The sequence below is a fragment of the Candidatus Woesearchaeota archaeon genome, assembly GCA_016192995.1.
Lineage (GTDB): Archaea > Nanobdellota > Nanobdellia > Woesearchaeales > DSVV01 > JACPTB01.
In genome coordinates, this window is the sequence record JACPTB010000009.1 from 1 (window position 1) to 24262 (window position 24262).

The following is a 24262-nucleotide window of genomic DNA, read 5'->3' on the forward strand; positions in this document are numbered from 1 at the left end:
TTCCTTGGGCCCCCTGGAAGAACGATGATTTTCCTATCCCGGATAATTGAAGCTCCCCAACCCTAAAGGGTGGGGATTCTTCTGATAACTATGGTTTTTGGCGTGGCGAGCCTCGTGATTCTTTACGTAATCTTTGGCCATTTGCAAAGTTATGTGGCCTACTGAGGCGATAAACTTACCATCACCCCAAAGACTACGCTTGCCCTTTCTTTCCCAGTAAAATCTTCCAAGCTTTTCTGGTTCTGCTATGAAGAGCATACGAGCAGTGTAGCCCTTCATAAGCTGTACAGCATGAGACGGGCTCATGCTGGGGCGTAGCGACGCGACCACATGAACATGGTCGAGTGCTACTTCCAGTTCATCAATAGCGAAGTCGTGACGCTTGGCTATTTCATATAGGAAGATTTCGCAAAGCTTTTGAAGTTCAACATCTTCAAAGACTTTACGACGGTACTTGGTCACCCACTGAAAGTGCCAAGTACTCCAACCTACACCGTGCTTATACGCGTGGGTCTGGTAAACCGTCATTGAGCCTCACCTCCAAAGTGGGGCTCACCACTTTACCAATAAAGAGCTAAATCAGAAAACGGCTTTATATCGTTTCGCCATTCATCCCCAACGCCAAAGCGTGGGGATTTCTGGCTAGTAATCTTTAAATGTTCTTCCTAAACCCACTATTCCATAAAGTAAAACTTAAAGTGTGAAGTAACATCGTGAGTGTGCCCCTATTTCGTCGTCGTGTGCCCCGTAGTCATATTGAAACTAACGTATGCGATTTAACGAAGTTGATTTTTCAGAGCTGAAAAAATTGAGGCAACCCACAATTTTTTCCTCGAAAAATCAATTTGGGAAAATTCTGGAAATCGCTTGGCAATTTAGCGAAGCGACAGAATTTTCCGTTAAATCGCTGTTAAACTCTTTTACCCTACAAAGTGGGGTAAAACTGCGTCCGCAGAGTCGAGAAAGAGGGCGTTCAATCAAATGAGCAAAGCGATACATAAAGAACAAGTATCAAGGGGGACATTTTGTAAGTTGGTCGTTTAGTTTAGTCGCAGGGGGAGTTCCGTTCGTCGTCGTTTATCATCGAAATCTTTAAATAGAAGTTGTGCTTAGTCTTATGATATATCACAATAAAGGGGAGTTCCGTGTATGGTTAATACAAGACAGAAGATCATAGATTATCTGAAAAAAGCAGACTGGCCATCAACTACTGAAGACATAGCTGCTGATGTAAAGGTTTCTTGGAATACAGCACAGGTTCATCTTCTAAAATTACTTCATGAAGGTATTGTTCGATATAAAAAAGTTGGAAGGCAGAATCAATTCTGGCTAAATGCAGGATATGAAAAATACTTTAAGGGGGAGAAAAAATGAAATATCTAATTTTAGGAATGTTGCTAATATCTATTATTGTTTTAGCAGGTTGTTCTCAAACTGTCGTTAAATATCAATGTGCGGATGGTTCTTTTGTAGATTCTGCAACTTCTTGTTCATCTGTAAGTTGTAAAACAGATTGTCCTCAATTAGATTGTGCTTCATGCCCAGTTAAAACTGAAACAAAAGTTGAAACTAAAACAGTTACAAATACAGTTTATGTTTGTTCAGACTTATCAGAAGTAAAGAATAAAGATGATTGTCTAAAAGCAGACTCTGAAGGATGGTACGAAGTTAAAACTATAAGTGGGGCAAGCCCAAAAGCGACAGAGTCATTTACTATCAATTCAGCCCAGTGGAGGTACACTCTTACTTGTACAGGAATTACTGAATACAGTATGTACAATTTAGAAGTTAAAAAATTAGTGGACGGACAACCATCTCAAGTTGACTTTAGAATGATGGCTAAATGTGAATCAAAAGGAGAACCAAGCTATGTTTATGAAGGAAAAGGAGATTATTTTTTTGATATAAATCCTGTAAATATGGGCTCTTGGACAATTAAAGTAGAGGCAAAAAGATAATGGTGGAAACTGTTTTTGATTTAGTAAATTCACTTGGAGGTAATGGAATTTGGTTCTGGTACTTCTTTTTTATTGTCTTAATAGGAGTATGGGCAAATAGTAAGAATCGAAACGCTTGGGCTTGGATGGCTGCCTCTTTATTTTTTTCACCATTACTTACAGGACTTGTTCTTCTGTTTTCTGGAAAAATTGAAAAGAAAGAAGAAATCAAGGAAAAAACAGAGGTAAAAAAGGAAGAAAAGAAAGAGACAAAAAAAGAGGTAGAGCAAGAATATTATTGTGAATACTGCAATAAAAAATTTAGGTCAGAAGACGCATTAAATAAACATTACGATAGTTGTGAAGCGAAAAAAATAAAGTCCGAAAAAGACACAAAAACAACAATTTGGGTTGTGAGTATTATTGTCTTCATTGGATTAGGGATATATTTTTTAATTAGTAACAAAATTAATCTCATCCCTCTTTTTTTAATTGGTTTAATTGCGACACCATTCTTTGATAAGCTATTTAATCATTACAAGAAAAAAAGCAATCGCTTAAAGCATTTTGAATTTAATTGGTGGAAAAAAGGAATAGCTATATTAGCAATAATCTTATTCTTTGTTTTAATTAATTGGCTAATTCCTGAATGCCCTAAATCTTGCAACGATAACAATTCTTGCACTAATGACTTTTGTAATTCAGAAACAGGCTATGAGTGTATGAACACACTAAAACTGAATTGTAAAGGTAATGGAATATGCGAAAGTGGAGAGTATGGCACTTCTGATTGTCCTAATTGTGATGATAATAATAAATGTACTGCGGACTCTTATAATTCTGCTTCAAAACAATGTATTCATGCTGAAATTAGGGGGTGTGTATAATGACAATAAAAGGAGATGCCGGAGAAATCTTGCTTTTTATGTATGATTACTATGTAAATGATAAAGGTTCTGTTAATCCAGAAAAATTATTAGAAACTACCAAATGGGAAGGCAACAGGATAGACAGAGCAGTCAAATACCTAAAAGAAATAGGGGCTATAGATATCATTTTAACTATGGGCAATCATCAAGGAGTTCAACATTTTATTTTAAAGAAAATAACTCCATTAGGTATCAACACAGTTGAAGATCAACCAGAGTTTAAGAGAAACTTTGGCTTTGAAGTGAATTTAGGATTACTAAAACTTAATTGGGGTGCTTCTGAAAAATGACAGATTCAGATAAAGCATTAGTTGTATTCCAAAGTAAGAAAATACGAAGAAGTTGGTTTAAAGATGAGTGGCATTATTCTTTGGTTGATATAGTCCAAGCTTTAACAGATAGTGCTAATCCTACTGATTATTTGAAAAAACTGCGTAAAAGAGATGAAGAGCTTGGAAGTTACCTAGGGACAAATTGTCCCCATGTAGAAATGCTGACTGAAACTGGCAGAAAAAGACAAATAACCATTCAAGAGATGGCTTGCAGAAGTAGGAAAAGAACGAATTGATGAAATAGAAAATCCTGAACTTGCACAGGAAAGAATGAAGGAAATTTACTCTGCAAAGGGCTATCCTAAAGATTGGATTGATAAGCGATTAAGAGGTATTGCTATAAGACAAAATCTAACTGACGAATGGAAAGAAAGAGGCATTGAAGAAAAAAGAGATTTTGCTATCCTCACAGCAGAAATTTCTAAAGCTACATTCGGAATGACCCCCAGTGAGTACAAAGAATTCAAAAATCTGCCAAAACAATCAAAAGCCAATCTAAGAGATCACATGAATGATTTAGAGCTAATTTTTACAATGCTCGGTGAACGTATGACAACCGAACTTTCACAAGATGAAAAACCAGAAACTTTTGATAAAAGCAAAGATGTTGCCAAAAGAGGTGGAAAAGTAGCAGGAAATGCTAGGATAGAAGCTGAAAAAGAATTAGGTCGTCCAGTAACAACCAGACAAAACTATCTTTCTATAACAGATAAGAAAAAGAGACTACTAGATAAAAATAAGGAATAATGAACTCCCCCTGTTTCGTCGTTTAGAAATGTCCCCTATCCATTCGTTAGCCCTCTTTCTCGTATTATTAGCTCATATATTTCTTTTTGATTATATCTAAGAATTTTCTCACATCATGTTCTACCTCATGCTTGATTGCATTGAAAATTATTTTATCATATAGTCATTATCTTTCTTAATGTCAAAATAACCACCATTTAGGTTATATTTAAAAAACATGAGCAAAACATATATAAAATAACTCTTATTGCTGAAAATAGGCTTTATGCGCGAGTGGCCAAGCGGCTAAGGCAAGAGGCTGCAATGAATATGTTTTTAAGAGCATATTGTAGTGCCCTCTGATCGAGAGTTCGAGTCTCTCCTCGCGCTTTTTCTATATTCTGAATAGAGAACTTTTCGGCTCTGGTGAAAATGTATTGCGTAGCAATATACCATCAAAGAAAGTCAAATATTATTCAATCTTTCTTTGATTCGTATAGTTTTAGCGCCAATATTGTGAAGCTCTGCTACCATCACTGTGGGGATTTTTCGGAGTGCCAGAGAGAAAAATCCAATCAAAGTAATACGTTTAAGCTGAACCGGCGCTAAAACCTGAAAGATTTTCACCAGAGCCAACTTTTCAATAACTTTAAATATCTACTTTCTTTAGAAACTAGTATGGGTGACTCATTGTATTGTCCTGAAGGAAGAAAAGGGTGGAAAGCAATAGTGTTTTTCAGTGTAGTTATGCTCTTTATTACTCTTGCTCCATTGGCTAGTAAGGATTCTTTCAAAGGCATGATGGGCATAACTTCTGGAACAACCTATGATTTAGCTCCCCTTAACGCTACCGTCGTTAATTCATTGCTTACGTTTGTGTATCTTTCTATTGTTTTAGTTATGCCAGTGTTTCTTGTTGGCTTTGGAGGGTATCTTATTATGAAACGGAGAACTCATCCGCAGCCAGAGCTTGTTCTTCAAAAGCTGGATGATGTTCCCTATAGCAGTCTCGATCACCAGTTTCATCTTTTTCCTCATGTAGAACATTTTAAAAAACAGAAAACCAGTCATGGCGAAAGTGTTGTTTTTAAAACCAATAATGATTATGAAAATGCAGCGCTGCATCCTTATTTGAAAGATAAACTGTTGCGCGGGCATACCACTGAAGAACTCCATACTGATTTAAGCAAATATGGCTGGGATAAGGAAACCATTAATATTGCTGTTCGCGATTTAGATTTAACCCAGCATGAAATAGAAATAGTCTTAAGCTCCTATATCATGCGCTGTCTTGGAGAAGGCAATAGTCTCAATACTATTAAAGATGCATTATACACCAAAGGATGGCATAAAGAAACCGTTGATACGGTCTTGCAGCGTGTTGATGACTATGTTCTTGCTGAGTATAAAGTATTGTAAGGTGAAACTAAACAATTAAATAAACCTATCGTCATCTTTAAATATAAGGGCGGTTATACAGAATTATGGGATTCAAACCAACAATTATCAAATCGATTGTATCGCTCTTAGGGGGAGTGCTCGCGGGATATTTATCATCAATACTATTACCTCCTAACATAATATGCGGAATTGAATCTTGCTTTGAAGTAGGAAAATCTAATTGGGTTTATGTGATTTTTCTCGTTGCAGTTGTTTTGATGTATGTTATTTGGTCGTTAGTAACAAAAAAGAAATAAGACTTGATTATGGCAGGAACTAAATTATTAATAACTCAAGAAGACGAGCAATATCTTTTTACGGGTAGAGATATTCATACAAATTATGGTTTTGTTAAAACAGATATTATTGAGAAAGCAAAACCTGGAACTATTGTCGAAACAAATACTGGCAAAAAAATGTATGTTCTCGAAGCCGCGTTTATTGATCTGTACCATAAAATAAAACGATCAGCGCAAATTATTCCACGAAAAGATGTTGGGATTATTGTTGCAGAAACAGGTCTATCACCCGACTGGAAAATTGTTGATGCTGGAGCTGGTAGTGGTGCCTTGTGTTGTTTTTTAGCGCATCTTGTACCTAAAGGCAAAGTGTATACCTATGATCTTCGTGAAGACCATCTTACCATCACGCAACATAATATTACTTTTTTAGGTTTGAAAAATATAACTGCACAACTTGGTGATGTTTATCAAAACATTCCTCATAAAAATATTGATTTAATCACGTTAGATGTTCCTGAGCCTTGGCAAGCGTTGCATAATGCTGTTGCAGCTTTAAAACCAGGTGGATTTATTGTCAGCTATTCTCCTTCAATTCCACAAACAAGTGATTTTGTTAATGCTGTTCGCGAGAATAAACAATTATTATTTCTAAAAACTGTTGAAATAATGTCTCGGGAATGGGAAGTGCTTGGCAGAAAAGTACGGCCAGCAACCATGCAGCCCATAGGGCATAGTGGGTTTATTACGTTTGTGAGGAAGATTAGTCTATGATTGGCTCTGTGATCTGAAGATAATAACCTAAATAAATAGTACGCTATTTCTTAAAGATATGACTAAGACAAGAGAAATAACTGCAAAAACATTAAGAACAATTGCTTGGCAAGTAGGAAACACCATCTTAAAACCCACAAGAGCTGAAATTCAAAGATATGGCTTAGGTGGATTAGCAACTCAAAAACCAAGTGTTGGATTAACTGCAGATCTGGTAACAAAAGCTGATACTGCTAGTGAACAATATATTATACAAAAACTTCTCAATCTTGATCCTGATCTTACAGTGATTGGCGAAGAATCCGGAAGAAGACACGGACGAAGCACTATCGCAGGAATTTTTGATCCGCTTGATGGCACTGACACATATGCGGGAACGTTAGAGCGTATTCTCGACGGACCTGAAAATGTAAAATATAGGCAAGATTGCCATGTACGCATTAAAGCAGATGATTTTAATAAATATACCGTCCATATCATGTACGCTATTCAGAATCGCGTAATTATTGATGTTGCTTTCAGTCCTGATAGAGGGTTACTAACATGGGCAGGAGAAGGAGAAGGTGCTTGGATGTGCAATCTAAATGATGAGAATCCTTTGGTGATAGAGCTTAGCGCTTCACGAAAACAAATATTCCAGAGCAGTGTTATAGCTGATGGGTATGTGCCAAGTAAATTAACAGAACAGTACACTGCACAATATAAACCTGTACTGGAAGCATTAGCAGGATTAAAAACACATTTTAGAAGATTTGGTTACACCTCTGCAGTATATGAAGCATTAAGTACTGTAATTCCAGAAAATCATGCTGATGCTCGAGCAATGTACATTGGTCCGCATGTATGTGTATGGGATGTACCAATCTTATTATTGCAAGAAGCTGGAGCAGATGCATTAGTGATACGAGAACATGATAGAAGGTTTAGCATTGCTCCTTTTTCATTGAAAGATTTTAGAATTTATGATCCTCAAAGTGAATTGTATAAAGATCCTTTTTTTGTCGTAGTAGGAGAAAAAGAAATGTTGGGAAGATTAGACACAAAAATATTAGGTCATTTGCCAAGATTGGAAAGATAAGAAAAAACAGATGATAAAAAAACACGAATTAGTAAACACATGGTCAAGTAATATTGTTGATGATTATAATATTGGTAAAATTCTATCAACCCTAAATATAGGAAATGGTCTGCATAGTGATGTATTCAGAATAGAAACAACCTTTGGAATATTCACCGTAAAAATTTACAAGCATAAGCAAGAAGATGAATTGCAATATGAGATTACATTATTAAAACTATTAGAGAATAATGCGTCTGCGCCAAGAATAATACAAAACAACAACAATGCATTTATTTCAAAAACAAATAATAAATGCTGCATCATCTATCATTTTATTGACGGAAAACAGCCGGATCAAATAACAAATAAACAAATCATTGAAACCGCAGGATTCTTAGGTAAATTCCACAAATTAATTGAAAACGAAAATATCATTGGAAAAAGAAACGATCTTAGCCTGAAAGGTTTAAACATAATATTACAAGAAAATAAACAACTAATTCTCGATAAAGCTTTGAAAGGAAAACAATATCTTCCCAAAATTGAAAAATACTTCAATCAATGGCATTTTCCAGATACCTTACCGCATGGTCCAATACATGCCGACATTAAACCAGACAACACATTATTTGATGAGAATGATACTCTTAACGGAGTTATTGATTTTGATAATAGTTTTGTTGGCCCCTTACTACTTGACATTTGCAAAACAATCATGTGGTGGTGCGCATTTGAAGATAATAAAATAAACAAAGAAAAATTAAGTTTATGGTTGCATGAATATCAAAAACAAAGAACCATAACAAGCGAAGAAAAAAAATATTTTTATGATATGCTCCAATTTGCTTTCATAAGCCATGCAGCATGGGATTTGTATTTGAATGCAGACAACAAAAAAACGCCTGATTGGTATATAGAAGAAGTTGTCTTCAAATTATTCAAGATAGGAGAACAAATGCAAATAACAAGAGAAGAAATGAGGGAATTAATTGATTAAATAGTTATACATATATTTTTAATAATACTATTATAACACGAAGAAACTTTAATCTACCATGCATGACCTCACTATTGGTTTTAGTAGAGGTAATCTTATTATTTCTTGTGATAGATAATAATGATAATCTTAATGATTGATATATACAAAAAAATAAAATTCAACGAGAAACATATCTTTGATGTAATGGTTCTAATACCTCTTTCAATGCTAAATACAACGATGCACTTTTGTCTTCGCGTTCTTTTTGAGATAGACCTTTCTCACGTACAAAACTAGTAAGATCACTTCTGTTATCTAATACGCCAATAGGAACATAAATCCCTGAAGGTGCTTGCACAAATCCCTGATGATCTGATTGAGCTGCACGCTCCATCATCCAACACACATCATCACATCCATAATCACGTTCCATAACTCCCGTTGGAACACGATGCGCTAAAATACTATTGGGGTCATTTGGATCGTAACGAGCATCATTTTTTGCCCTTGATTGCTCAGGGGTTACTTCAACATACAAAATAACTGCTTTTTCTAATATAGGATGGTCAAGATTTCTTAATGTATTTTGATAGCCATGGAGTAAAGGAAATCCTGCATTTTGAGAACCACCTCTTGCGCATTCAAGCATTACAGTAGAATCATCATGGACATTAGGTTTCTTTGCAAGTAATTCCCTATGCCTGGCATTCAAGTGCTGATCTAAAACACTCCACAATCTTGAATCAACAAAACCCCCTTCGTCATAATCTTGTTCACGAGTAAACACTCGTTCTAATCCTGCCGCTTGCCTTTCATCATCTATCTGAAAAAGAGAAGCAACTCGCGGATAATCATCTATTTCGACTAAATTCCCGAAATGCAACTCTGCACGCTGCTCTGCGGTTAATCCTCTTATAAAAGTCATGACTTCAGATTTCCCACTAGCAGGCAACGCCCATATTAATACGTTTTCATAATGCTCAGATTGTTGCGCCATAGTATCACCATATATGGAATAATATCAGTATTTTTAAAATAGACTATTTAACTTCTTCTTTTATGGTACTTGTACATTAGAAAGGTGCCAAAGCTGAGCACTATGACATAGACCGACAGCAGCACAACATCAGTCATTTGTTCTTGGAGTGGAATATTATAATATAATAATTCCCTGAACATTCTTTCTCCTATCACTAAAGGGTTCATTGAAGCAAGTGTTGTCGCAAGCTCTGGCATGATTTCAACAGGGAAAATAACATCAGAGAACAGAAATGTGGTTAGTGCGACAAAAACGCTTAACAGTAATGCGGTTTGTTGTGATCTCACTGCATATCCAATACACATCCCTATAAGAATAAAAACAGTGGTAATTAACAGTATTGCAATTGAAAAATCTTGAAACATGCTAAAAATATCAATGTTAAAACGCCAATATGCTACTAATAACAATATTCCAATCTGAAACAAAATCACTAACAGATTGGTAATATACAATCCAAAAATAAACGAAAAGCTTGCTACTGGCACAAGGAAATTTCTAAAATGCGCAGGAGAATTAACCTCTTTTAATACGGTAATGTTCGAAAGCAATATACTAATAAAACTAATAATAAATACTAATATAATTGGAAAAATTAATATAATTTTTTCCGCATTTTCCAGTAATGGTGAAAATACCGTTTTAATAGGCTTTAGTAATGACGCTGCTTTTGTTTTGTCAAGGCTGCTAAATTTAGTTATGCTTTTATCAAGGTCATCTGCAATTGCATACATTTCTTCCAACGCATTATCAATAATGAGAATATTTTTGTCTGTTTCTACCAGCATGGTTTCTATAAATAGTTTAGTTTCCTCTAATTTTTGAAGAATTAAAGGAATAATTTCAACATATTTTTTATTCTGCTCAAACTTTTCATTATAGCCTGTCAATTTATTTTGTATATCAATTATGTTGCCTTTTGCCATAACAATGGCGTTAACCATTTCATGTTCTGATGAAATATTCAACCCAATTGCTGCAGTAAAATTACTTATTTCATCTATCTTTTGTTGAGCAAAAGATAGATCATACAACACTGAGTTTAATGTTGTATTTATCTCCTGGGTGTCAAGATTGAATTGTTCAGTCGTTTGATTAATGCCGGAAAAATAACCAGACTGTTCCGCAAGCTTGAGGATATAATACACCTTATCAAGATCATTTTTTATTTCTTCCAAAGTTTTTTTTGTTGTGGTCAACTGCGACTTTATTATTAAAGCATCCTCAGTAAATTTATTCAATTTTGTTCTTGTTTCTTCCATGAATACAACTGACTGTTCAATATCTCCAAGAATTTTTTCAGTTGATTCAAGCGTGATTTGCTCAGAGGTTGCACCTATTTTTTCATTAAAATATTCTTTTAGATAGGGAATGAGATTCAATTTAGAATTGTCTAAATAGATAGTAATAGTTCCCCTTGGTCCTTCTTCAGTAATTCTAAAATTATCAGAAAATTCAGCACACGCATGAAGCTCGTTTTTCATGATCATAAATGTGCACTCTTCGATATCGGTGATTTGTATAAGATCAACATTATTGCTTTCTAAAATAGACGTGACGCTTGCAACCAATCGATAGCTTTCTGATACGATTCCTAGTTTGATATCATGCACTTCATTGCTGCCAAATGCAAAACCTAACAATAAAATTAAAAGCAATGGTGCAATAATCACCAGAAATGTTGTAGTCCATGATCTAAACAAAATCTTGATGTTTTTAATGATTATTTCAAAGAGCTTTATTATTTCTTTCATACTATCAACTCAGTAAACATTTGTGTAAGAGTTCTTTTATCGGGAAATTTTTGTCTCAGCATTTTCATGTTGTACATTTCAATATCTCCTCTTTTTAAAACAGCAATTTTTTTGCATTTGTCTTCAATGAAATCAAGGAGATGGGAAGAAACAATAATAGTCTTCCCTTGTTTGTTGATTTCTTCTATAAGATCCCAAATACTTTGCCTTATAATCGGATCTAAGCCTGTTGTCGGTTCATCAAGAATCAATATCTCAGGATCATGGATTAAAGCTATAGCAAAATCAAGCCTTCGTTTCATGCCACCTGATATTTCACCTGCTAATGTTCCTTTTTTTTCGTATAATTCTGTTAACGTAAGCAACTCTTCAGCTCTTGTTTTGAGGATAGTTTTTTTAATACCATATAATTTTCCAAAAAAGTGCAAGTTCTCCTCAATCGTAAGTTCTGGGTAAAAAGAATTTTCCTGGGTGCAGAAGCCAACAATGTTTCTTAGTATTTTTGTGTTTTTTGTAATTTCTTTGTTTTTAAAAATAATTTTTCCAGAATCAGGCTTATAAAATCCAATTAAGGTTCTTAGCAATGTTGTTTTTCCTTCACCACTTCGTCCAATTAATCCAATTAAATCGTGTTCCTCTATTCTTAAATTTAATGAGCGAAGAACCTTTACATTACCAAATGTTTTGGTAATATCATGAAATTCAATACACTGCTGCATATCTCCCTTGAGAAGTCTTATTGTTTAAATATTTTTATTATATTCTATTACCCCTAACCATTTAACGAACAGAGACTATTTAAATGTGATTGTTTTACCAACACAATGCTTTATTTCAAAACAACTAAAACAGTGATAAAACTGAAAAATAATGTCAGTAAATTACTTAAAGGATTAAGCACAAATACATCAGATGCAAGTAAAAATGCGTTTCTTGATGTCTTTGGAAAGATAATAATAACAAGTTATCAAATCAAGGTTGATGAAGATATACTGTTAATAATTGAAAAACAATTTGTTGAAAGATTTAAACAACATATTGAAAAATATCGCAAGCTGACAAAAACAATAGTAGAAGAAACTGATTACCAAGTTTATGCAAACATAACAGATGAAAAAATAGATGAAAAAGAAGATTATAAAAAAGAGGATGGTGATGATGAGTTTGTTATCAAAGAAAAAACAGGAGCATGGTTGGTTACCAAAAAGATACTTACAACTAAAGTTAGTGAAAATGATTTTAAGGTATGGAGAGTAAATAACAAGTTAGCGTTGCAAGGTGTTGATTATGACCGAGAGATGATATTAAATATTGATGATGAAGAATATGTTTCATTTACCAAAGGCTGTTATTTAGGCCAAGAAATAGTAGCGCGCGTCCATAATCTCGGAAAACCGCCAAAGAAATTAGTAGTAAAATCAGAAGATGACTGCACTGAAGAAGAGAAAAATAGATTAACTTCTAAAGGTATTGATCAGAAAACAGGAAAAATCCTAGGTTTTATTTTTGTAAAAAACGAAGAAGAATAAAAAAATAAAATATAATTTATATTTTATTTCAACGATGGTTGTTTCAGATTAGTCCATGCAAGATTAAAAAGGTCTTGCATAGCATTTGCGAAAAAAGGAGTATTTACCCAGATGCCAATATCATAGGTTGGATGAACATCTTGATCATCTAAAACCATAAACACCAATTCTTTACCATCAACAATACAAAATCGAGCGCGTGAATCAGTATGCCGAACTTCAGCGAGATCACCAAGGTCTTTAACAGCCGGCATAGATTCTTTAGTAATAGGCGCAGCTATGCGAATGTTAACACCGCGTTTCTTCAATTTTTCAAACACTGGTTTTAAGCCTTCAACTTTTCGCATTAAGCCTTGAGAAGTAGTCATAATAGAAACATAATCTTCTGCGTTGCGAATAGTTAATTCAAGATGATTGTAAAGGTTATGTCTCCCCCGCAATGAGCCAGATAAATCTGCTGGTTCAACAAGTTCAATACCTTGACTGTGCAATGAATTTAATTCAGTCAAAACTTCAGAATTTTTAAGATCCTCAAGACGCGAAATTTTTTCAGTGGTCTCATTATGCATATTTTTCTTAACACGCTCTACAACCTCAGTAGGCTGGACTGCAAGATATTTAATAGGCTTGCCTAATTTCATAACAACAAAACCCTTTTTCTCAAGACTCTCTAATACATCATAACTTCGAGAACGAGGGACATTGGCAATGTCGCTTAACTCTCCTGCTGTAGAAACACCGCGAGACAGCAAAGCCGCCCATATTTTAACCTCATACAAATTTAAAGAGAAATATCGTCTTAATTTGCTCAAAAATTCTTCTTTTACAATCATCTGATTCACCCCTATGGATTACAACACCGGATTACTACTATTAAAATATTACGGTTTTTTTGTCACCGAATTGAAGTCAAATCCTTGTTTTGACTCAAAAGTGAATATATTTATGTTTATAGAGAGTAAACATGTATTTAAAGTTTGTTCTTTTGGTCAGTGTCGCATAATGCGGCACTATACCATGACGCCAATGAATTTAAAAAAACAAGTTTTTGAGAAGAAAGAGCTGAAGTAGATCCAGCACCAAGAAGAAAATACGCTGTTTTCAGGTCTTGTTCTTGTTGGTGAAGAAAAGAATGGAGCCCTTGGCTTCCTTGTTCTTGATAAATTTTCAAAATCGGCAGAGATATGCCGCAAATGCTCGCACCAAGTATTAATGATTTAACCATATCTAAACTATGACGTATGCCGCCGCTAGAAACTATTGCTAGAGGAAAATGCTTTTTTGCCAATATAATAGAGATAGGTGTAGGAATGCCTATTTCACTAAAGAGAGAACTAGGATCATTATTCCGCAAATGTTCGACTTTTGTCCATGAAGTGCCGCTTTTTCCAGCAACATCAAGTGCTTTGATAGAGGTCTGAGCTAAAAGCCGAGCAGTTTCCTTGCTAATACCATGTCCAACCTCTTTAACATAGACAGGTACATCAAGAAAACGACATAAATCATCCAATAATCCTGCTTTATTCCGAAAATCTGTGGTGCCTTCTTTCTGAACTGCTTCTTGAGCTGCATTGAGATGAACAACTAATGCATTAGCATCTATATTCTTCAATGCTGCATCTATCTTTGAAAAGTAAGACTGGTTAACATGAGTAATCCCTATATTGCCAATAAGAAAGAGAGAAGGAGCATATTTTTTAACATTATACGTTGAAGTTAAAGCTGGATTTTCAATCATAGCTCTTTGGCTGCCAACAGCAAAAGGGATATTAAATTGTTCAGCTGCTTGAGCTAATGCAATGTTTATTTTTTCTGCGCCTAAACATCCACCGGTCATAGAATTGATAAGCAAAGGAAAACGAAATGTTCTATCCAGAAATGAAGTAGAAACACTAATAGTTTCCCTATCAAGTTCTGGCAATGCTTGATAAATAACATCGATATCATCAAAATAATTATGATTAAACGAAACATTATGTTCCAAGCAGAAATTTATATGTTCTTGCTTCCGCTGTTCAATAGTATGATGAGTGATAATATCTTTATTGTTTTTATTGTCTTCATTATCCTTATCATCACTCATAACAAACACCTGAAGCACCAAGTAATAATGGTAGCGGATAAATACCTTTTTCTGAAAGATCAGACTTGAAGTTATCAAGAACCGATTGACTTTGGCTAACAACAATTGCAATATCGCCGCCGCCTGCCCCTGATAATTTAGCGCTGCAGCCATGTTGATATGCATCATCAACAATGAAATGAATGTCTGGAGTTTCTAAAACTACACCAATCAATTTTTCAACACGTAATAATAGTTCTCTATTTTGTCTAATCAAATAAACAATGAGAGCAAAATGGTTGTTATTAATCGCAGATAAGAGTTTATGAACAAGAGAATTGATATCATCCATTATCTGAAGATATGAAGTTTGAAGCTGTGAATCTTGTTTATGTTGATCAAGGTAAGTATATACCTGATTAACTAATGAAATTGTTGAAGAAGATTTTTCCGTCCAGTAAATGAGGAATGGAAGTTCTCGACAGTTGAGGTGCTTGATGTTTAATCCGCCCCATCCTTCAAAAACAGGAGAAAGAATTTCTTGAAGAGATTTTCCCTTAATTTTTTCAATGAATAGTTGGGTATCAAATGAGGTATAATAGATCATATCCCCAAAAATACATGTTGCTAAGTCATAACAACTGCTGGGATAATGATGAGAAAGCAATGCAATGCTGCTTAACTTAAAAACAACTAGTTTCTCTTCAAAACTTTTGACAGATATCCGATGAAATACTAAAACACTGGTTATAATGCCAACAAGAGAAGCTGCGCTGCTCCCTAAACCTATTTTAAATAAATGATTATTATAATGGTTATTACTAGAATGATAAAATGAAGAAGTATCAACAGTCAAGGTAAAATGCTTAAGATTAATATTGCTGAGAGAAAGATATTGTAAAGCTATTTCAACTCCTTTTAAAGCTAAAGAAAAATCTTCATTTGCTCTTTCATTATTTATTTTTTCATTTCTTCGAAACTGTTGATTTTGAAGGACAAGTTTGTTTTTTTGAATAGAAAACTGAGTTTTATAATTAAAAGGCTCAAAAGACAAAGTAAATTTTGAAGAAGATATAATCTGACATCGGGCATAAATATTGACCGCAAAGGCAATACAGGAATGGCCTGGTAGTAACACATTCCATTCTCCTGCGAGCATAACTTTGCCGGGAACAGTAATCTCCATCAGAATAAATCCTCCTTAATTTGTTCAACACCTTTGCCAACACCGCAAGTAATAATCTTTTGAATAAAAGGATATTGCTTGAGAGATTCAAGAATAGAAGAAATATCTTTATGAAGAGCTATAATTTGGATGTTGCTGCCTGCATCGCTAGTGAGATAACAATTTAAACCTGTTCTTCGCAAGCTTTGAATAGCAGAGATAATAATTTGAGTTTCACTAGTATGATATATTATAGACGGTTGTGAAGCTTCCATGACTGCGTGCATCGCTAAGCTGTTTTCTTCTGCTATCTTTCCTAACATGGAAAAAGCCTTGAGATCAAGAGCTTTTTTAAGATCAATGATATCACGTTCACATCGAATAATCCAAGAAGGAAAAAGAGGCGAGGTTTTAACGCTTACAGCCATAGCTTCCCGACTGCTAATATACTTAGGTTGCGAAGATAAAACAATAACAAGCATGCGAAAATCAGGCCAATAATATTCACTATGAACTTTAGTTGCATAACTGTCTCTTCCATCGTGTTCTTTTCCTGCATGCCATTCAACAAAGCCGCCATAGACTGATCTGCATGCTGAACCGCTGCCGCGCCTTGCAAGAAGTGAGATTTGACTCCACGATAACTCTCCATGTAATGCTAAGATAGTAGCATAGGTCAAAGCTGCAATGCCTGATGAGCTGCTCGCAAACCCTGCTGCTGTAGGAAAATTATTTTTACTAACAACTTTTACAAAAATGTCCCGTGGTCTATTCATAAGAAAATCCCAAATGAGATCAATATGATGAATGATTTTGAACGAGGTTGAATTGCTTAGTAATTCAACCTCGTTCAAAATCACTAGATCTTCTCGATAGATTGAAGAGAAATCAACCGTAGTTACTGTTTCTAAATTATCTAGAGTTACTGATAAGCTGTTAGTGAAGGGAAGAATAAGTTCATTGTTTCTTTTACCCCAATATTTAATCAGAGCAATATTTGGATGAGCTCGGCTAGTTGCTTTCATCATAGTTGGATTCATAGCTGTTCACCAAGAGTTGGCAGTGTAGAAAATGTAGTACCTATAATAACTTCTTGTGAAGTATATCCTTTCTTCAAAAAAATATCAATGAGATTTTGGTGTTCTTTTTCCCCTTTTCCAAGCACAATAACATATCCTCCGCAACCTGCACCAGTAACTTTTGCTCCATGAACACCATAATCACGAGCAATTTGAATAATTTCTTCAACTGCTGGATGAGAAACACCTAATTGTTGAAGAAGCATATGGCTTTGCGTCATTAAATTTCCAAGCAATGGCAAATCAGCTCTTGATAAAGCTTCTTGTGCTTTATCGACAATACTATTATTTTTATCAACAAGTTTTTTAAAATTTAAGGAATGAGCAGTAACGTAATCTCTTGTTTGCTTCAAAATTTCAGGAGTAGACGATAATATTCCACTATTTACAAGCAAAAGTTTGAATGGTTTTTTAAGAAGCAAACGTTTATGCTGACCTTGTTCAAACAATAACACACCACCATAAGTAATAAGAGTATTATCAATACCGCTAATGATTGAAGATAGTTCTTTTTCTATTGAAAACGCTGCATCATTAATGTCTGAGAGATTCATACGAAGATTATAAAAGTCACTAAGTGTTTTCAGTAAACAAACAATGAATGCTGAACTGCTCCCAAGCCCAGCAGCAAGAGGAATATCACTGTTAACAGAAATAACAAAAGGATCTTTGATAAATAATAATTCAGAAACACGAACAATTATTTTTTCACTGGTCAAATTATGAAAGGGTTTTCCATTAAGAATAATAGATGATTTCTGACCAGAGGGTAAATCTTTCAAAAAAATTTCTAGAGATAAAGGAATAGAACTTGCAATTGCTTTACCCTGATAAGCAACAAAATGCTCGCCAAAAAGTATCACTTTTCCATAAACTTTAGCCATAACAGAGAGAAACAATAAGCAATTTATAAAGTTTTTATCGAAGACATATCAGGAATAAATTTAATGCCATAATGAATAATTCCTTGATCACCAACAGCATAGACTTTCCTAAACACCGAGGTAACGCGCATGCCAATAGAAAGATCTTGTAGTACACAATCAGTAAGCTGTCCGGTAATCCTTGGCCCTTCATCAAGCTCAATAATACCAATGCAATAAGGAGCCATTGCTGAAAAAATATCAGGAGGAGCTTTAATTTGGGTAAACGTTAAGAGCTTGCCAGAACCTTTTAAAGTAACAGGATGAAAAGTGCTGCTTCCGCAGAAACAAAGATGAGTTTTTGGAAAGTAAATTTTCTGACATTCAGAACATTGATTTCCTTCCAATCGATAGAATTCAGGATAATTTCGCCAGCGTAAAATAGGACTTTGATAATGCATAATATCACCGCTGCAAAACATTGACAACAACTGTTGCTCCAGTGCCGCCAACATTATGGGTTAATCCTGTAGTTGCATGTTGAACCTGCCGTTTGCCTGCTTCTCCGCGCAGTTGATGAACAATTTCCATAATTTGTTTAACACCTGTTGCGCCAACAGGATGCCCGCATGCTTTTAAACCACCGCAAGGATTCACAGGAATTTTTCCATCAAAATAAGTTTGACCTTCTTCAATAAGCTTGCCTGCCTGCCCTCGTTCAACTAACCCAAGCCCTTCCATTGCCATAATTTCCGCAATAGTAAAACAATCATGGATCTCAGTAACATTTATATCTGAAGTGGTAATGTTAGCTTGAGCTAATGCAAGACGAGCAGCTATAGTAGTTGCTGGAATTTCAGTTAATGATTTTCGAGAGTGCAATGCTAAAGTATCAGATGCTTGAGCTGATCCGGTAACCCAAATCGGCGTGTCAGAATATTTTTTAGCATATGCTTCAGAAGCTAAAATAACTGAAGCGCTGCCGTCAGTAATTGGCGAGCAGTCTAATAAAGTAAGCGGATCTGCAATCATTGATGAATGCAGCACTTGATCAACAGTAATTTGATTTTTAAATTGTGCTATAGGATTTAATGAACCGTGTTTATGATTCTTTACTGCAACCATGGCAAGTTGTTCCCTTGTTAAGCCAAATTCATGCATATAAGCGCGCGTCATCATAGCGTAGAGCCCGCAAAACGTAACTCCAGTAAAACCTTCCCATACTTCATCGCCTGCTCCTATTAAACCTGCTGTTGCCTGCCGTGGTTGTACATCAGTCATCTTTTCAGTCCCATTAACCATAACAATATCCGCGGCTCCTGACTGAATAGCTTGTAATCCAGAACGAAACGCTAAACTCCCCGACGCACAGGCGCCTTCTACTTTAAACGATGGCACGGTAATATTAAGAATATCAGCAGCCATTGCTCCAATATGCTGCTGTCCTGAAAATTCACCACTGCACATATTCCCTGTTGCAATCATATCAATATCTCGAGGACTAATTCGTGCATCTTCAAGCGCTTTTAGCTGTGATTCTGCCAATAAATCACGCAAGCTTTTATCCCATAATTCACCGAACTTAGTTGCTCCAGTCCCAATAATAGCAACACGCTGCTGCATTAGTGAATCATCTCCATAACCTTTCGATAATTTGAATACGTGACATATTTTTTCCTTGCAAGATACGTACTAATTTTTATAGCTTTTTCCTGAGCATAGACTAATAAAGGTGTTGTTTCAAAGATAAAACTATCGCTTCCTGATCCTGAACCATAAGAAGTAACTAAAATACGTTGCCCAGGCAAACAATGTTCAAGGACATTGCATAACCCAAGAAGAGAAGCGCCAGAATAAGTATTGCCTATCTGAGGCACAACAAGTCCTAAAACTAACTGTGCCTCAGTAAAGTCAAAATGTTTTGCTGCCTGAAGAGGAAATTTACCATTCGGCTGATGAAAAATAACATGATGAAAATCATCTTTAGTAAATCCTGTTTTGCTAAGGATTCGTTCAGTGCAAGCAATAATATGCTTGAAATAAGCTGGTTCAGAAGTAAATCTTCCAGTATGTTGAGGAACTGAAGCTATCTGCCGACGCCAAAAATCTGGAGTATCTGAAGTATAAGATAAAGTAGTAATAAGTTTTGCAGAAATTTGCTCTTTACCTACAACAAAAGCAGCTCCTCCTGCTGCAGCGCTGTATTCTAAAGCATCACCTTGAGCGCTTTGGCTGGTGTCTGCACCAATGGCTAACCCATAAGTAATCATATCTGCTTTAACTAAACCAAGAACTATCTGCAGAGCAGCTGTTCCTGCTTTGCAGGCAAATTCAGTGTCAGCTGCGGTATAATTATTACCTATCCCAATAACCTCTCCAACAATTGCAGCGCTTGGTTTTACTGCGTAAGGATGGCTTTCGCTGCCAACATAAATTGCGCCGATGGCAGTTTTATCAATACCACTTCGCTCTAAAGCGTGGCGAGCCGCTTGAACTGAAATAGTTATAGTATCTTCGTCTTTTCCTGGAACACTTTTCTCAAAAATTTGTAAACTTTGCTGTATTTGAAGATGATCTTGATGATGCGCTTCTGCAATAGTCTCAGCTTTAATTCTATAATAAGGAACATAGCCGCCAAAACCAACAATACCTACATCATTATCAACACAGTTATTCAACGCAATTCACCTAATTGTTTTTGTAATTGTGTTTGTTTTTCCCCTCGTGCAAGAACAAGATGGCTTTCTCCAAGCTCAAAATGATTAAGCAAGGTGCATAGCAAATTTAATTCTTGCGCCAAAACAGCTGCGCCAATAATTTCTGCAAATTTTAAAACATTATTGGGTAAACAACCTAATAACGAGAGGCATTCTCGTGCTGTGCCATATCCTGTCCCACCGCCTACAACACCAACTTCTAAATTAGGCAAACTTACACCAAAACGAATTCCTTGTTCTGTTTGTTCAGCATGGGTAAAGCATGCGGTTGATTCTGGTAATTGCGCAAGATCTTGCCCTGTTGCAGCAAAAATACCAGCGACAGTATTAGCTGCATTGGCATTAAACCCTGTCAAAGTTCCTGACAAGCCGCTGCCAACATAATTTTTCCAATGATTAAGTTTTTCCAATTTTGCTCCAGTAACAGTATCACCATATATCTCTTTTAAAGTTTGCTCTTGAACCATAACCTCACTTTCTACAGCTGTGCCTCGGCCTTCAAGAATATTAATATGGCTGGCTTTTTTGTCAGTGCATAAATTGCCTGAAATACTTAATAATTTAAGATTAGGAAAATCATCAAGCAATAATTGAACGATTGCTTGAGTGTATTTAACAGCAGAGTTCATACCCATAGCTGCGCCAGTGTTAAAACATATTCTCAACCATATTTTATTGCTTAATTGATATGCTTTAATTGATTTTAATTGGGTGTAGGAAGCTTTTTCTTTAACAATTTCTCTGAATAACTCAAAAACTGCCGGATTACAATTAATTTGCCAGCAAACTTGTTGTGCTTCGTGAATAGAACTCGCTTCAAACAAGGGAGCGCGTGTCATGGAATTATCTTTGACAATACATTGAACACCACCACTTGTATTAACCGTTTTAAAACCTCGCTGTAATCCAGCAAGCAATGCTGCCTCATTAGTTGCAAGAGGAACATAAAATGAACCTTTTGCATGTTGACCATGAATAATAACAGGCCCTCCTACACCAACAGGAATAACAACACCGCCAATTTTCATTTCAATACCTTTAGTAAAGTGTTGCTCATAAACACGGTAAGTAGGAACAGAGCTTTTTTTAATAGTTGAAAGAGATATTCCTTGGCTTTCTTCTAAAAGTAATGCACGTATTTGTTCTGCAAGCTCGCAGGATTCTTGAACATGATTAAGATTATCATTAAAATAAGCATTGAGAAAATATTCTTCTAATTCATACAAAGGTATATTTTTCTCAATAATCTCTTTCTTAACTGCCTCAATATCCATACAACCTAAGGTCGAGCATTTTATTTATAAATATTGACAAATATTGGCTCTGTCCCGAATGTATTGCGTAGCAATATACCATCAAAGAAAGTCAAATGTTATTCAACACTTTCTTTGATTCGTATAGTTTTTGGTGCCATGCTTGTGATTATCCTTCAAATTAATACGTGGGAAAAAAGGAAATTACAATGGGAATTTTTTCCTTGTTATAAATAAGTGAGATAATCACGGCACCAAAACCGAGGCGTTAGCCGAGATTTGGGACAGAGCCAAAAATATTATCTAAGTAATAATCCACCATATTTCACAAACAAAGGCACAAACACTAAACTAGTTATAGACATAAGTTTAATAAGAATATTCAATGATGGCCCAGAGGTATCTTTGAAAGGATCTCCGACAGTGTCTCCTACAACAGCTGCTTTATGGACATCACTGCCTTTTCCTCCAAGATTGCCTGCTTCAATATATTTTTTAGCATTATCCCAAGCTCCGCCTGAATTAGCAGATGCGATTGCTAATACTGCGCCAGTAACAATTGATCCCATTAATACCCCTGCTAATGCTTGAACACCGAATAGAAGTCCAACTACAAGAGGAGTTCCTAAAACAAGTATTCCTGGCAAAATCATTTCCTTCAAAGCTGCCTCGGTTGAAATCATAACACATTTTTTGTAGTCAGGCTTTGCTTTCCCCTGCATTAATCCTTTAATGGTTTTAAATTGTCGCCGTACTTCTTCAACCATGCTTAATGCTGCTTTTCCCACTGATTTCATCGTCAAAGCAGAGAAGATAAAAGGCAGTAATGCACCGATAAATAAGCCACTGATTACAAGAGGCGATAACAAATCAACGACACCAACACTTCCAGCAACAGTAAATGCACTGAACAATGCTAATCCTGTTAACACTGCTGAGCCTATGGCAAAACCTTTGCCAATTGCTGCAGTAGTATTGCCTGCTGCATCTAAAACATCAGTTCTTTTCCTGATAGATTTATCCAACCCTGCCATTTCAGCAATGCCACCTGCATTATCTGATACAGGTCCATAAGCATCTATTGCTAATCCTAACACAAGGGTTGAGAGCATGCCAATTGCTGCAATAGCAATCCCGTAAAATCCTGCAAATGAATAGGCAACAAAAACAGTAATTGCTAGTAAAATAATAGGCAAGACAGAACTTTCATATCCTAAAGCAAGACCATAAATAATATTAGTTGCTGCTCCTGTTTTTGAAGCATTTGCAACTGAACGCACTGGTTTATAGCGATGTGAAGTGTAATATTCAGTAACAATGCCAATGAGTAATCCTGAAATTATTCCTGATAACACCGCAAAATAAACACCGAGTGATGTATAGGTTGCTGAGAACAATTCAAATTGAGCAGGAAGAACTATTGTAGTAACAAAATACAAAGCAACTGCTACTAATAATGATGAAATAATCAAACCACGTTTTAGGACACTTTCTACATTTTCTTTTCCTTCAGGCAACTTGATTAAAAACAAGGTTATAAAACAAGCAACAATACCAATAACAGATATTAATAAAGGATACAGCAATGCTCCCAAACCAGCAGCTGCAAAAACAACAGCGCCAATAAGAAGCGCTGAACAAGTGCTTTCTGCGCAGCTCCCAAATAAATCTGCACCCATTCCTGCAATATCTCCAACATTATCTCCGACATTATCTGCAATAACAGCTGGATTTCGAGGATCATCTTCTGGAATTCCTTTCTCAACCTTCCCGACTAAATCTGCACCAACATCTGCTGCTTTAGTGTAAATACCGCCGCCAACTCTTGCAAACAATGCAATGCTGCTTGCGCCTAATGCAAATCCAGCCATGATTTCCATAACAATCGGTGCTTGATAACCAAGCACCAAGCTAAATAGAATATATAACAAGCCTAATCCTAAAACTGCAAAAGAAACTAATCCTAATCCCATAACTGAACCTGATTCAAAAGCAACTTGAAATGCCTTGCTTAAACTTTTTTGAGCTTGAAAAGTGGTTCTAACATTGCCTAAGGTTGCAATCCGCATCCCAATATAACCTGCAAGAATCGAGGTTACGCAGCCAAAGACAAACGCCAATGCAGTAGAAACACCATGATCTAAAAATAAAGCAATTAACGCGCCAAATATAACAATAAACCAAGCCATGATCTTATATTCTTGATATAAAAATGCCAAAGCACCTTCTTGTATAGCGCGGGAAATCTCTTGCATTTTTTGATTGCCTACATCATATTTAGAAACTTTTCGTGCAAGATAACATGCATATACTAATGCAATAATACCAACAAGAAATACTAACCATAATGTATAATCCATGTATAACCACCTTATTATTTCTGCT

General features: G+C 35.6%; 24 protein-coding genes, 1 tRNA gene and 1 pseudogene. 12 read left to right on the forward strand and 14 right to left on the reverse strand.

Going from position 1 to position 24262, the window contains the following annotated elements; translation table 11 throughout:
- Window positions 1–33 precede the first annotated feature (33 nt).
- The gene (gene tnpA / locus HYY69_06900; GenBank protein MBI3033178.1) at window positions 34–528 is read right to left on the reverse strand and encodes an IS200/IS605 family transposase; all 495 of its coding nucleotides are present in this window, start codon (window positions 526–528) and stop codon (window positions 34–36) included.
- Between the two features lie 621 nt (window positions 529–1149).
- Here tnpA and HYY69_06905 point away from each other — a divergent pair.
- The 11 genes and pseudogenes from HYY69_06905 (at window position 1150) to HYY69_06955 (ending at window position 8434) form a co-directional block, all read left to right on the forward strand.
- The gene (locus tag HYY69_06905) at window positions 1150–1374 is read left to right on the forward strand and encodes a winged helix-turn-helix transcriptional regulator (GenBank protein ID MBI3033179.1); all 225 of its coding nucleotides are present in this window, start codon (window positions 1150–1152) and stop codon (window positions 1372–1374) included.
- Complete coding sequence (locus HYY69_06910; GenBank protein ID MBI3033180.1) at window positions 1371–1958, forward strand: hypothetical protein; 588 nt, start codon at window positions 1371–1373, stop codon at window positions 1956–1958. Before HYY69_06905 ends, HYY69_06910 begins: the two co-directional genes overlap by 4 nt.
- Window positions 1958–2824: a hypothetical protein gene (locus HYY69_06915; GenBank protein ID MBI3033181.1), complete on the forward strand. Its 867-nt coding sequence runs from the start codon at window positions 1958–1960 to the stop codon at window positions 2822–2824. The genes HYY69_06910 and HYY69_06915 overlap by 1 nt, the downstream gene beginning before the upstream one ends.
- Window positions 2824–3156 carry a hypothetical protein gene (locus HYY69_06920; protein MBI3033182.1) on the forward strand — a complete coding sequence of 111 codons (333 nt, stop codon included), beginning with the start codon at window positions 2824–2826 and terminating at the stop codon, window positions 3154–3156. The genes HYY69_06915 and HYY69_06920 overlap by 1 nt, the downstream gene beginning before the upstream one ends.
- Window positions 3153–3945 (forward strand): annotated as a pseudogene (locus HYY69_06925) (phage antirepressor protein). The gene HYY69_06920 and the pseudogene HYY69_06925 overlap by 4 nt, the downstream one beginning before the upstream one ends.
- 267 nt (window positions 3946–4212) lie before the next feature.
- Window positions 4213–4314: transfer RNA gene (locus HYY69_06930), tRNA-Cys, on the forward strand.
- A gap of 288 nt (window positions 4315–4602) precedes the next feature.
- Entirely contained in the window at window positions 4603–5343 is a 741-nt protein-coding gene (locus tag HYY69_06935; GenBank protein ID MBI3033183.1) for a hypothetical protein, read from the forward strand.
- A gap of 65 nt (window positions 5344–5408) precedes the next feature.
- Window positions 5409–5621 (forward strand): hypothetical protein, encoded by a 213-nt coding sequence (locus HYY69_06940; protein ID MBI3033184.1) that lies wholly within the window; start codon window positions 5409–5411, stop codon window positions 5619–5621.
- Between the two features lie 9 nt (window positions 5622–5630).
- Entirely contained in the window at window positions 5631–6377 is a 747-nt protein-coding gene (locus HYY69_06945; GenBank protein ID MBI3033185.1) for a methyltransferase domain-containing protein, read from the forward strand.
- Window positions 6378–6435: 58 nt separating this feature from the next.
- A complete protein-coding gene (locus HYY69_06950) occupies window positions 6436–7455 on the forward strand; it encodes a hypothetical protein (GenBank protein MBI3033186.1) in 1020 nt (339 codons plus the stop codon).
- 10 nt (window positions 7456–7465) lie between these two features.
- Window positions 7466–8434 carry a phosphotransferase gene (locus HYY69_06955; GenBank protein MBI3033187.1) on the forward strand — a complete coding sequence of 323 codons (969 nt, stop codon included), beginning with the start codon at window positions 7466–7468 and terminating at the stop codon, window positions 8432–8434.
- A 160-nt stretch (window positions 8435–8594) separates the two neighbouring features.
- Here the strand turns inward: HYY69_06955 and HYY69_06960 are convergent, their stop codons facing one another.
- From HYY69_06960 to HYY69_06970, 3 genes are read right to left on the reverse strand one after another with little or no spacing between them, the layout of a single operon-like run.
- Window positions 8595–9413, reverse strand: a complete 819-nt coding sequence (locus tag HYY69_06960; GenBank protein ID MBI3033188.1) for a hypothetical protein — start codon at window positions 9411–9413, stop codon at window positions 8595–8597.
- 47 nt (window positions 9414–9460) lie between these two features.
- Entirely contained in the window at window positions 9461–11209 is a 1749-nt protein-coding gene (locus tag HYY69_06965) for an ABC transporter permease (GenBank protein MBI3033189.1), read from the reverse strand.
- Entirely contained in the window at window positions 11206–11928 is a 723-nt protein-coding gene (locus HYY69_06970) for an ABC transporter ATP-binding protein (GenBank protein ID MBI3033190.1), read from the reverse strand. The genes HYY69_06965 and HYY69_06970 overlap by 4 nt, the downstream gene beginning before the upstream one ends.
- A gap of 105 nt (window positions 11929–12033) precedes the next feature.
- Between HYY69_06970 and HYY69_06975 the strand changes: the two genes are divergently transcribed.
- Window positions 12034–12738 carry a tRNA-modifying protein YgfZ gene (locus HYY69_06975; GenBank protein ID MBI3033191.1) on the forward strand — a complete coding sequence of 235 codons (705 nt, stop codon included), beginning with the start codon at window positions 12034–12036 and terminating at the stop codon, window positions 12736–12738.
- A 23-nt stretch (window positions 12739–12761) separates the two neighbouring features.
- Here the strand turns inward: HYY69_06975 and HYY69_06980 are convergent, their stop codons facing one another.
- The 10 genes from HYY69_06980 to HYY69_07025 form a co-directional block, all read right to left on the reverse strand.
- Entirely contained in the window at window positions 12762–13571 is an 810-nt protein-coding gene (locus HYY69_06980; GenBank protein ID MBI3033192.1) for a TrmB family transcriptional regulator, read from the reverse strand.
- A 137-nt stretch (window positions 13572–13708) separates the two neighbouring features.
- Window positions 13709–14821, reverse strand: coding sequence for a type 2 isopentenyl-diphosphate Delta-isomerase (locus HYY69_06985; protein ID MBI3033193.1), 1113 nt, complete (start codon window positions 14819–14821; stop codon window positions 13709–13711).
- On the reverse strand, window positions 14814–15986 hold the full coding sequence (locus HYY69_06990) for a phosphomevalonate kinase (protein MBI3033194.1): 1173 nt from the start codon (window positions 15984–15986) through the stop codon (window positions 14814–14816). The genes HYY69_06985 and HYY69_06990 overlap by 8 nt, the downstream gene beginning before the upstream one ends.
- Window positions 15986–17005, reverse strand: coding sequence for a diphosphomevalonate decarboxylase (gene mvaD / locus HYY69_06995; GenBank protein ID MBI3033195.1), 1020 nt, complete (start codon window positions 17003–17005; stop codon window positions 15986–15988). The genes HYY69_06990 and mvaD overlap by 1 nt, the downstream gene beginning before the upstream one ends.
- Window positions 17002–17928 carry a mevalonate kinase gene (mvk, locus tag HYY69_07000; protein ID MBI3033196.1) on the reverse strand — a complete coding sequence of 309 codons (927 nt, stop codon included), beginning with the start codon at window positions 17926–17928 and terminating at the stop codon, window positions 17002–17004. The genes mvaD and mvk overlap by 4 nt, the downstream gene beginning before the upstream one ends.
- 23 nt (window positions 17929–17951) lie before the next feature.
- Window positions 17952–18368: a Zn-ribbon domain-containing OB-fold protein gene (locus tag HYY69_07005; GenBank protein MBI3033197.1), complete on the reverse strand. Its 417-nt coding sequence runs from the start codon at window positions 18366–18368 to the stop codon at window positions 17952–17954.
- Window positions 18369–18372: 4 nt separating this feature from the next.
- Window positions 18373–19530, reverse strand: coding sequence for a thiolase domain-containing protein (locus HYY69_07010; protein MBI3033198.1), 1158 nt, complete (start codon window positions 19528–19530; stop codon window positions 18373–18375).
- A complete protein-coding gene (locus tag HYY69_07015; GenBank protein ID MBI3033199.1) occupies window positions 19530–20585 on the reverse strand; it encodes a hydroxymethylglutaryl-CoA synthase in 1056 nt (351 codons plus the stop codon). The genes HYY69_07010 and HYY69_07015 overlap by 1 nt, the downstream gene beginning before the upstream one ends.
- Window positions 20582–21898, reverse strand: a complete 1317-nt coding sequence (locus tag HYY69_07020) for a 3-hydroxy-3-methylglutaryl-CoA reductase (GenBank protein MBI3033200.1) — start codon at window positions 21896–21898, stop codon at window positions 20582–20584. The genes HYY69_07015 and HYY69_07020 overlap by 4 nt, the downstream gene beginning before the upstream one ends.
- A gap of 278 nt (window positions 21899–22176) precedes the next feature.
- On the reverse strand, window positions 22177–24237 hold the full coding sequence (locus HYY69_07025) for a V-type H(+)-translocating pyrophosphatase (protein ID MBI3033201.1): 2061 nt from the start codon (window positions 24235–24237) through the stop codon (window positions 22177–22179).
- Window positions 24238–24262 lie beyond the last annotated feature (25 nt).

Excerpts from the sequence above, each read along its gene's own strand:
- mvk (MBI3033196.1), bottom strand. The coding sequence starts at position 17,928 with ATGGCTAAAGTTTATGGAAAAGTGATACTTTTTGGCGAGCATTTTGTT.
- HYY69_06985 (MBI3033193.1), bottom strand. The coding sequence starts at position 14,821 with ATGAGTGATGATAAGGATAATGAAGACAATAAAAACAATAAAGATATT.
- HYY69_06975 (MBI3033191.1), top strand. The coding sequence starts at position 12,034 with ATGCTTTATTTCAAAACAACTAAAACAGTGATAAAACTGAAAAATAAT.
- HYY69_07005 (MBI3033197.1), bottom strand. The coding sequence starts at position 18,368 with ATGCATTATCAAAGTCCTATTTTACGCTGGCGAAATTATCCTGAATTC.
- HYY69_06945 (MBI3033185.1), top strand. The coding sequence starts at position 5,631 with ATGGCAGGAACTAAATTATTAATAACTCAAGAAGACGAGCAATATCTT.
- HYY69_06905 (MBI3033179.1), top strand. The coding sequence starts at position 1,150 with ATGGTTAATACAAGACAGAAGATCATAGATTATCTGAAAAAAGCAGAC.
- HYY69_06965 (MBI3033189.1), bottom strand. The coding sequence starts at position 11,209 with ATGAAAGAAATAATAAAGCTCTTTGAAATAATCATTAAAAACATCAAG.
- HYY69_06960 (MBI3033188.1), bottom strand. The coding sequence starts at position 9,413 with ATGGCGCAACAATCTGAGCATTATGAAAACGTATTAATATGGGCGTTG.
- HYY69_06955 (MBI3033187.1), top strand. The coding sequence starts at position 7,466 with ATGATAAAAAAACACGAATTAGTAAACACATGGTCAAGTAATATTGTT.
- tnpA (MBI3033178.1), bottom strand. The coding sequence starts at position 528 with ATGACGGTTTACCAGACCCACGCGTATAAGCACGGTGTAGGTTGGAGT.
- HYY69_06935 (MBI3033183.1), top strand. The coding sequence starts at position 4,603 with ATGGGTGACTCATTGTATTGTCCTGAAGGAAGAAAAGGGTGGAAAGCA.
- HYY69_07020 (MBI3033200.1), bottom strand. The coding sequence starts at position 21,898 with ATGGATATTGAGGCAGTTAAGAAAGAGATTATTGAGAAAAATATACCT.
- HYY69_06920 (MBI3033182.1), top strand. The coding sequence starts at position 2,824 with ATGACAATAAAAGGAGATGCCGGAGAAATCTTGCTTTTTATGTATGAT.
- HYY69_06940 (MBI3033184.1), top strand. The coding sequence starts at position 5,409 with ATGGGATTCAAACCAACAATTATCAAATCGATTGTATCGCTCTTAGGG.
- HYY69_06910 (MBI3033180.1), top strand. The coding sequence starts at position 1,371 with ATGAAATATCTAATTTTAGGAATGTTGCTAATATCTATTATTGTTTTA.
- HYY69_06950 (MBI3033186.1), top strand. The coding sequence starts at position 6,436 with ATGACTAAGACAAGAGAAATAACTGCAAAAACATTAAGAACAATTGCT.
- mvaD (MBI3033195.1), bottom strand. The coding sequence starts at position 17,005 with ATGAATCCAACTATGATGAAAGCAACTAGCCGAGCTCATCCAAATATT.
- HYY69_06915 (MBI3033181.1), top strand. The coding sequence starts at position 1,958 with ATGGTGGAAACTGTTTTTGATTTAGTAAATTCACTTGGAGGTAATGGA.
- HYY69_07010 (MBI3033198.1), bottom strand. The coding sequence starts at position 19,530 with ATGCAGCAGCGTGTTGCTATTATTGGGACTGGAGCAACTAAGTTCGGT.
- HYY69_06980 (MBI3033192.1), bottom strand. The coding sequence starts at position 13,571 with ATGATTGTAAAAGAAGAATTTTTGAGCAAATTAAGACGATATTTCTCT.
- HYY69_07025 (MBI3033201.1), bottom strand. The coding sequence starts at position 24,237 with ATGGATTATACATTATGGTTAGTATTTCTTGTTGGTATTATTGCATTA.
- HYY69_06970 (MBI3033190.1), bottom strand. The coding sequence starts at position 11,928 with ATGCAGCAGTGTATTGAATTTCATGATATTACCAAAACATTTGGTAAT.
- HYY69_06990 (MBI3033194.1), bottom strand. The coding sequence starts at position 15,986 with ATGGAGATTACTGTTCCCGGCAAAGTTATGCTCGCAGGAGAATGGAAT.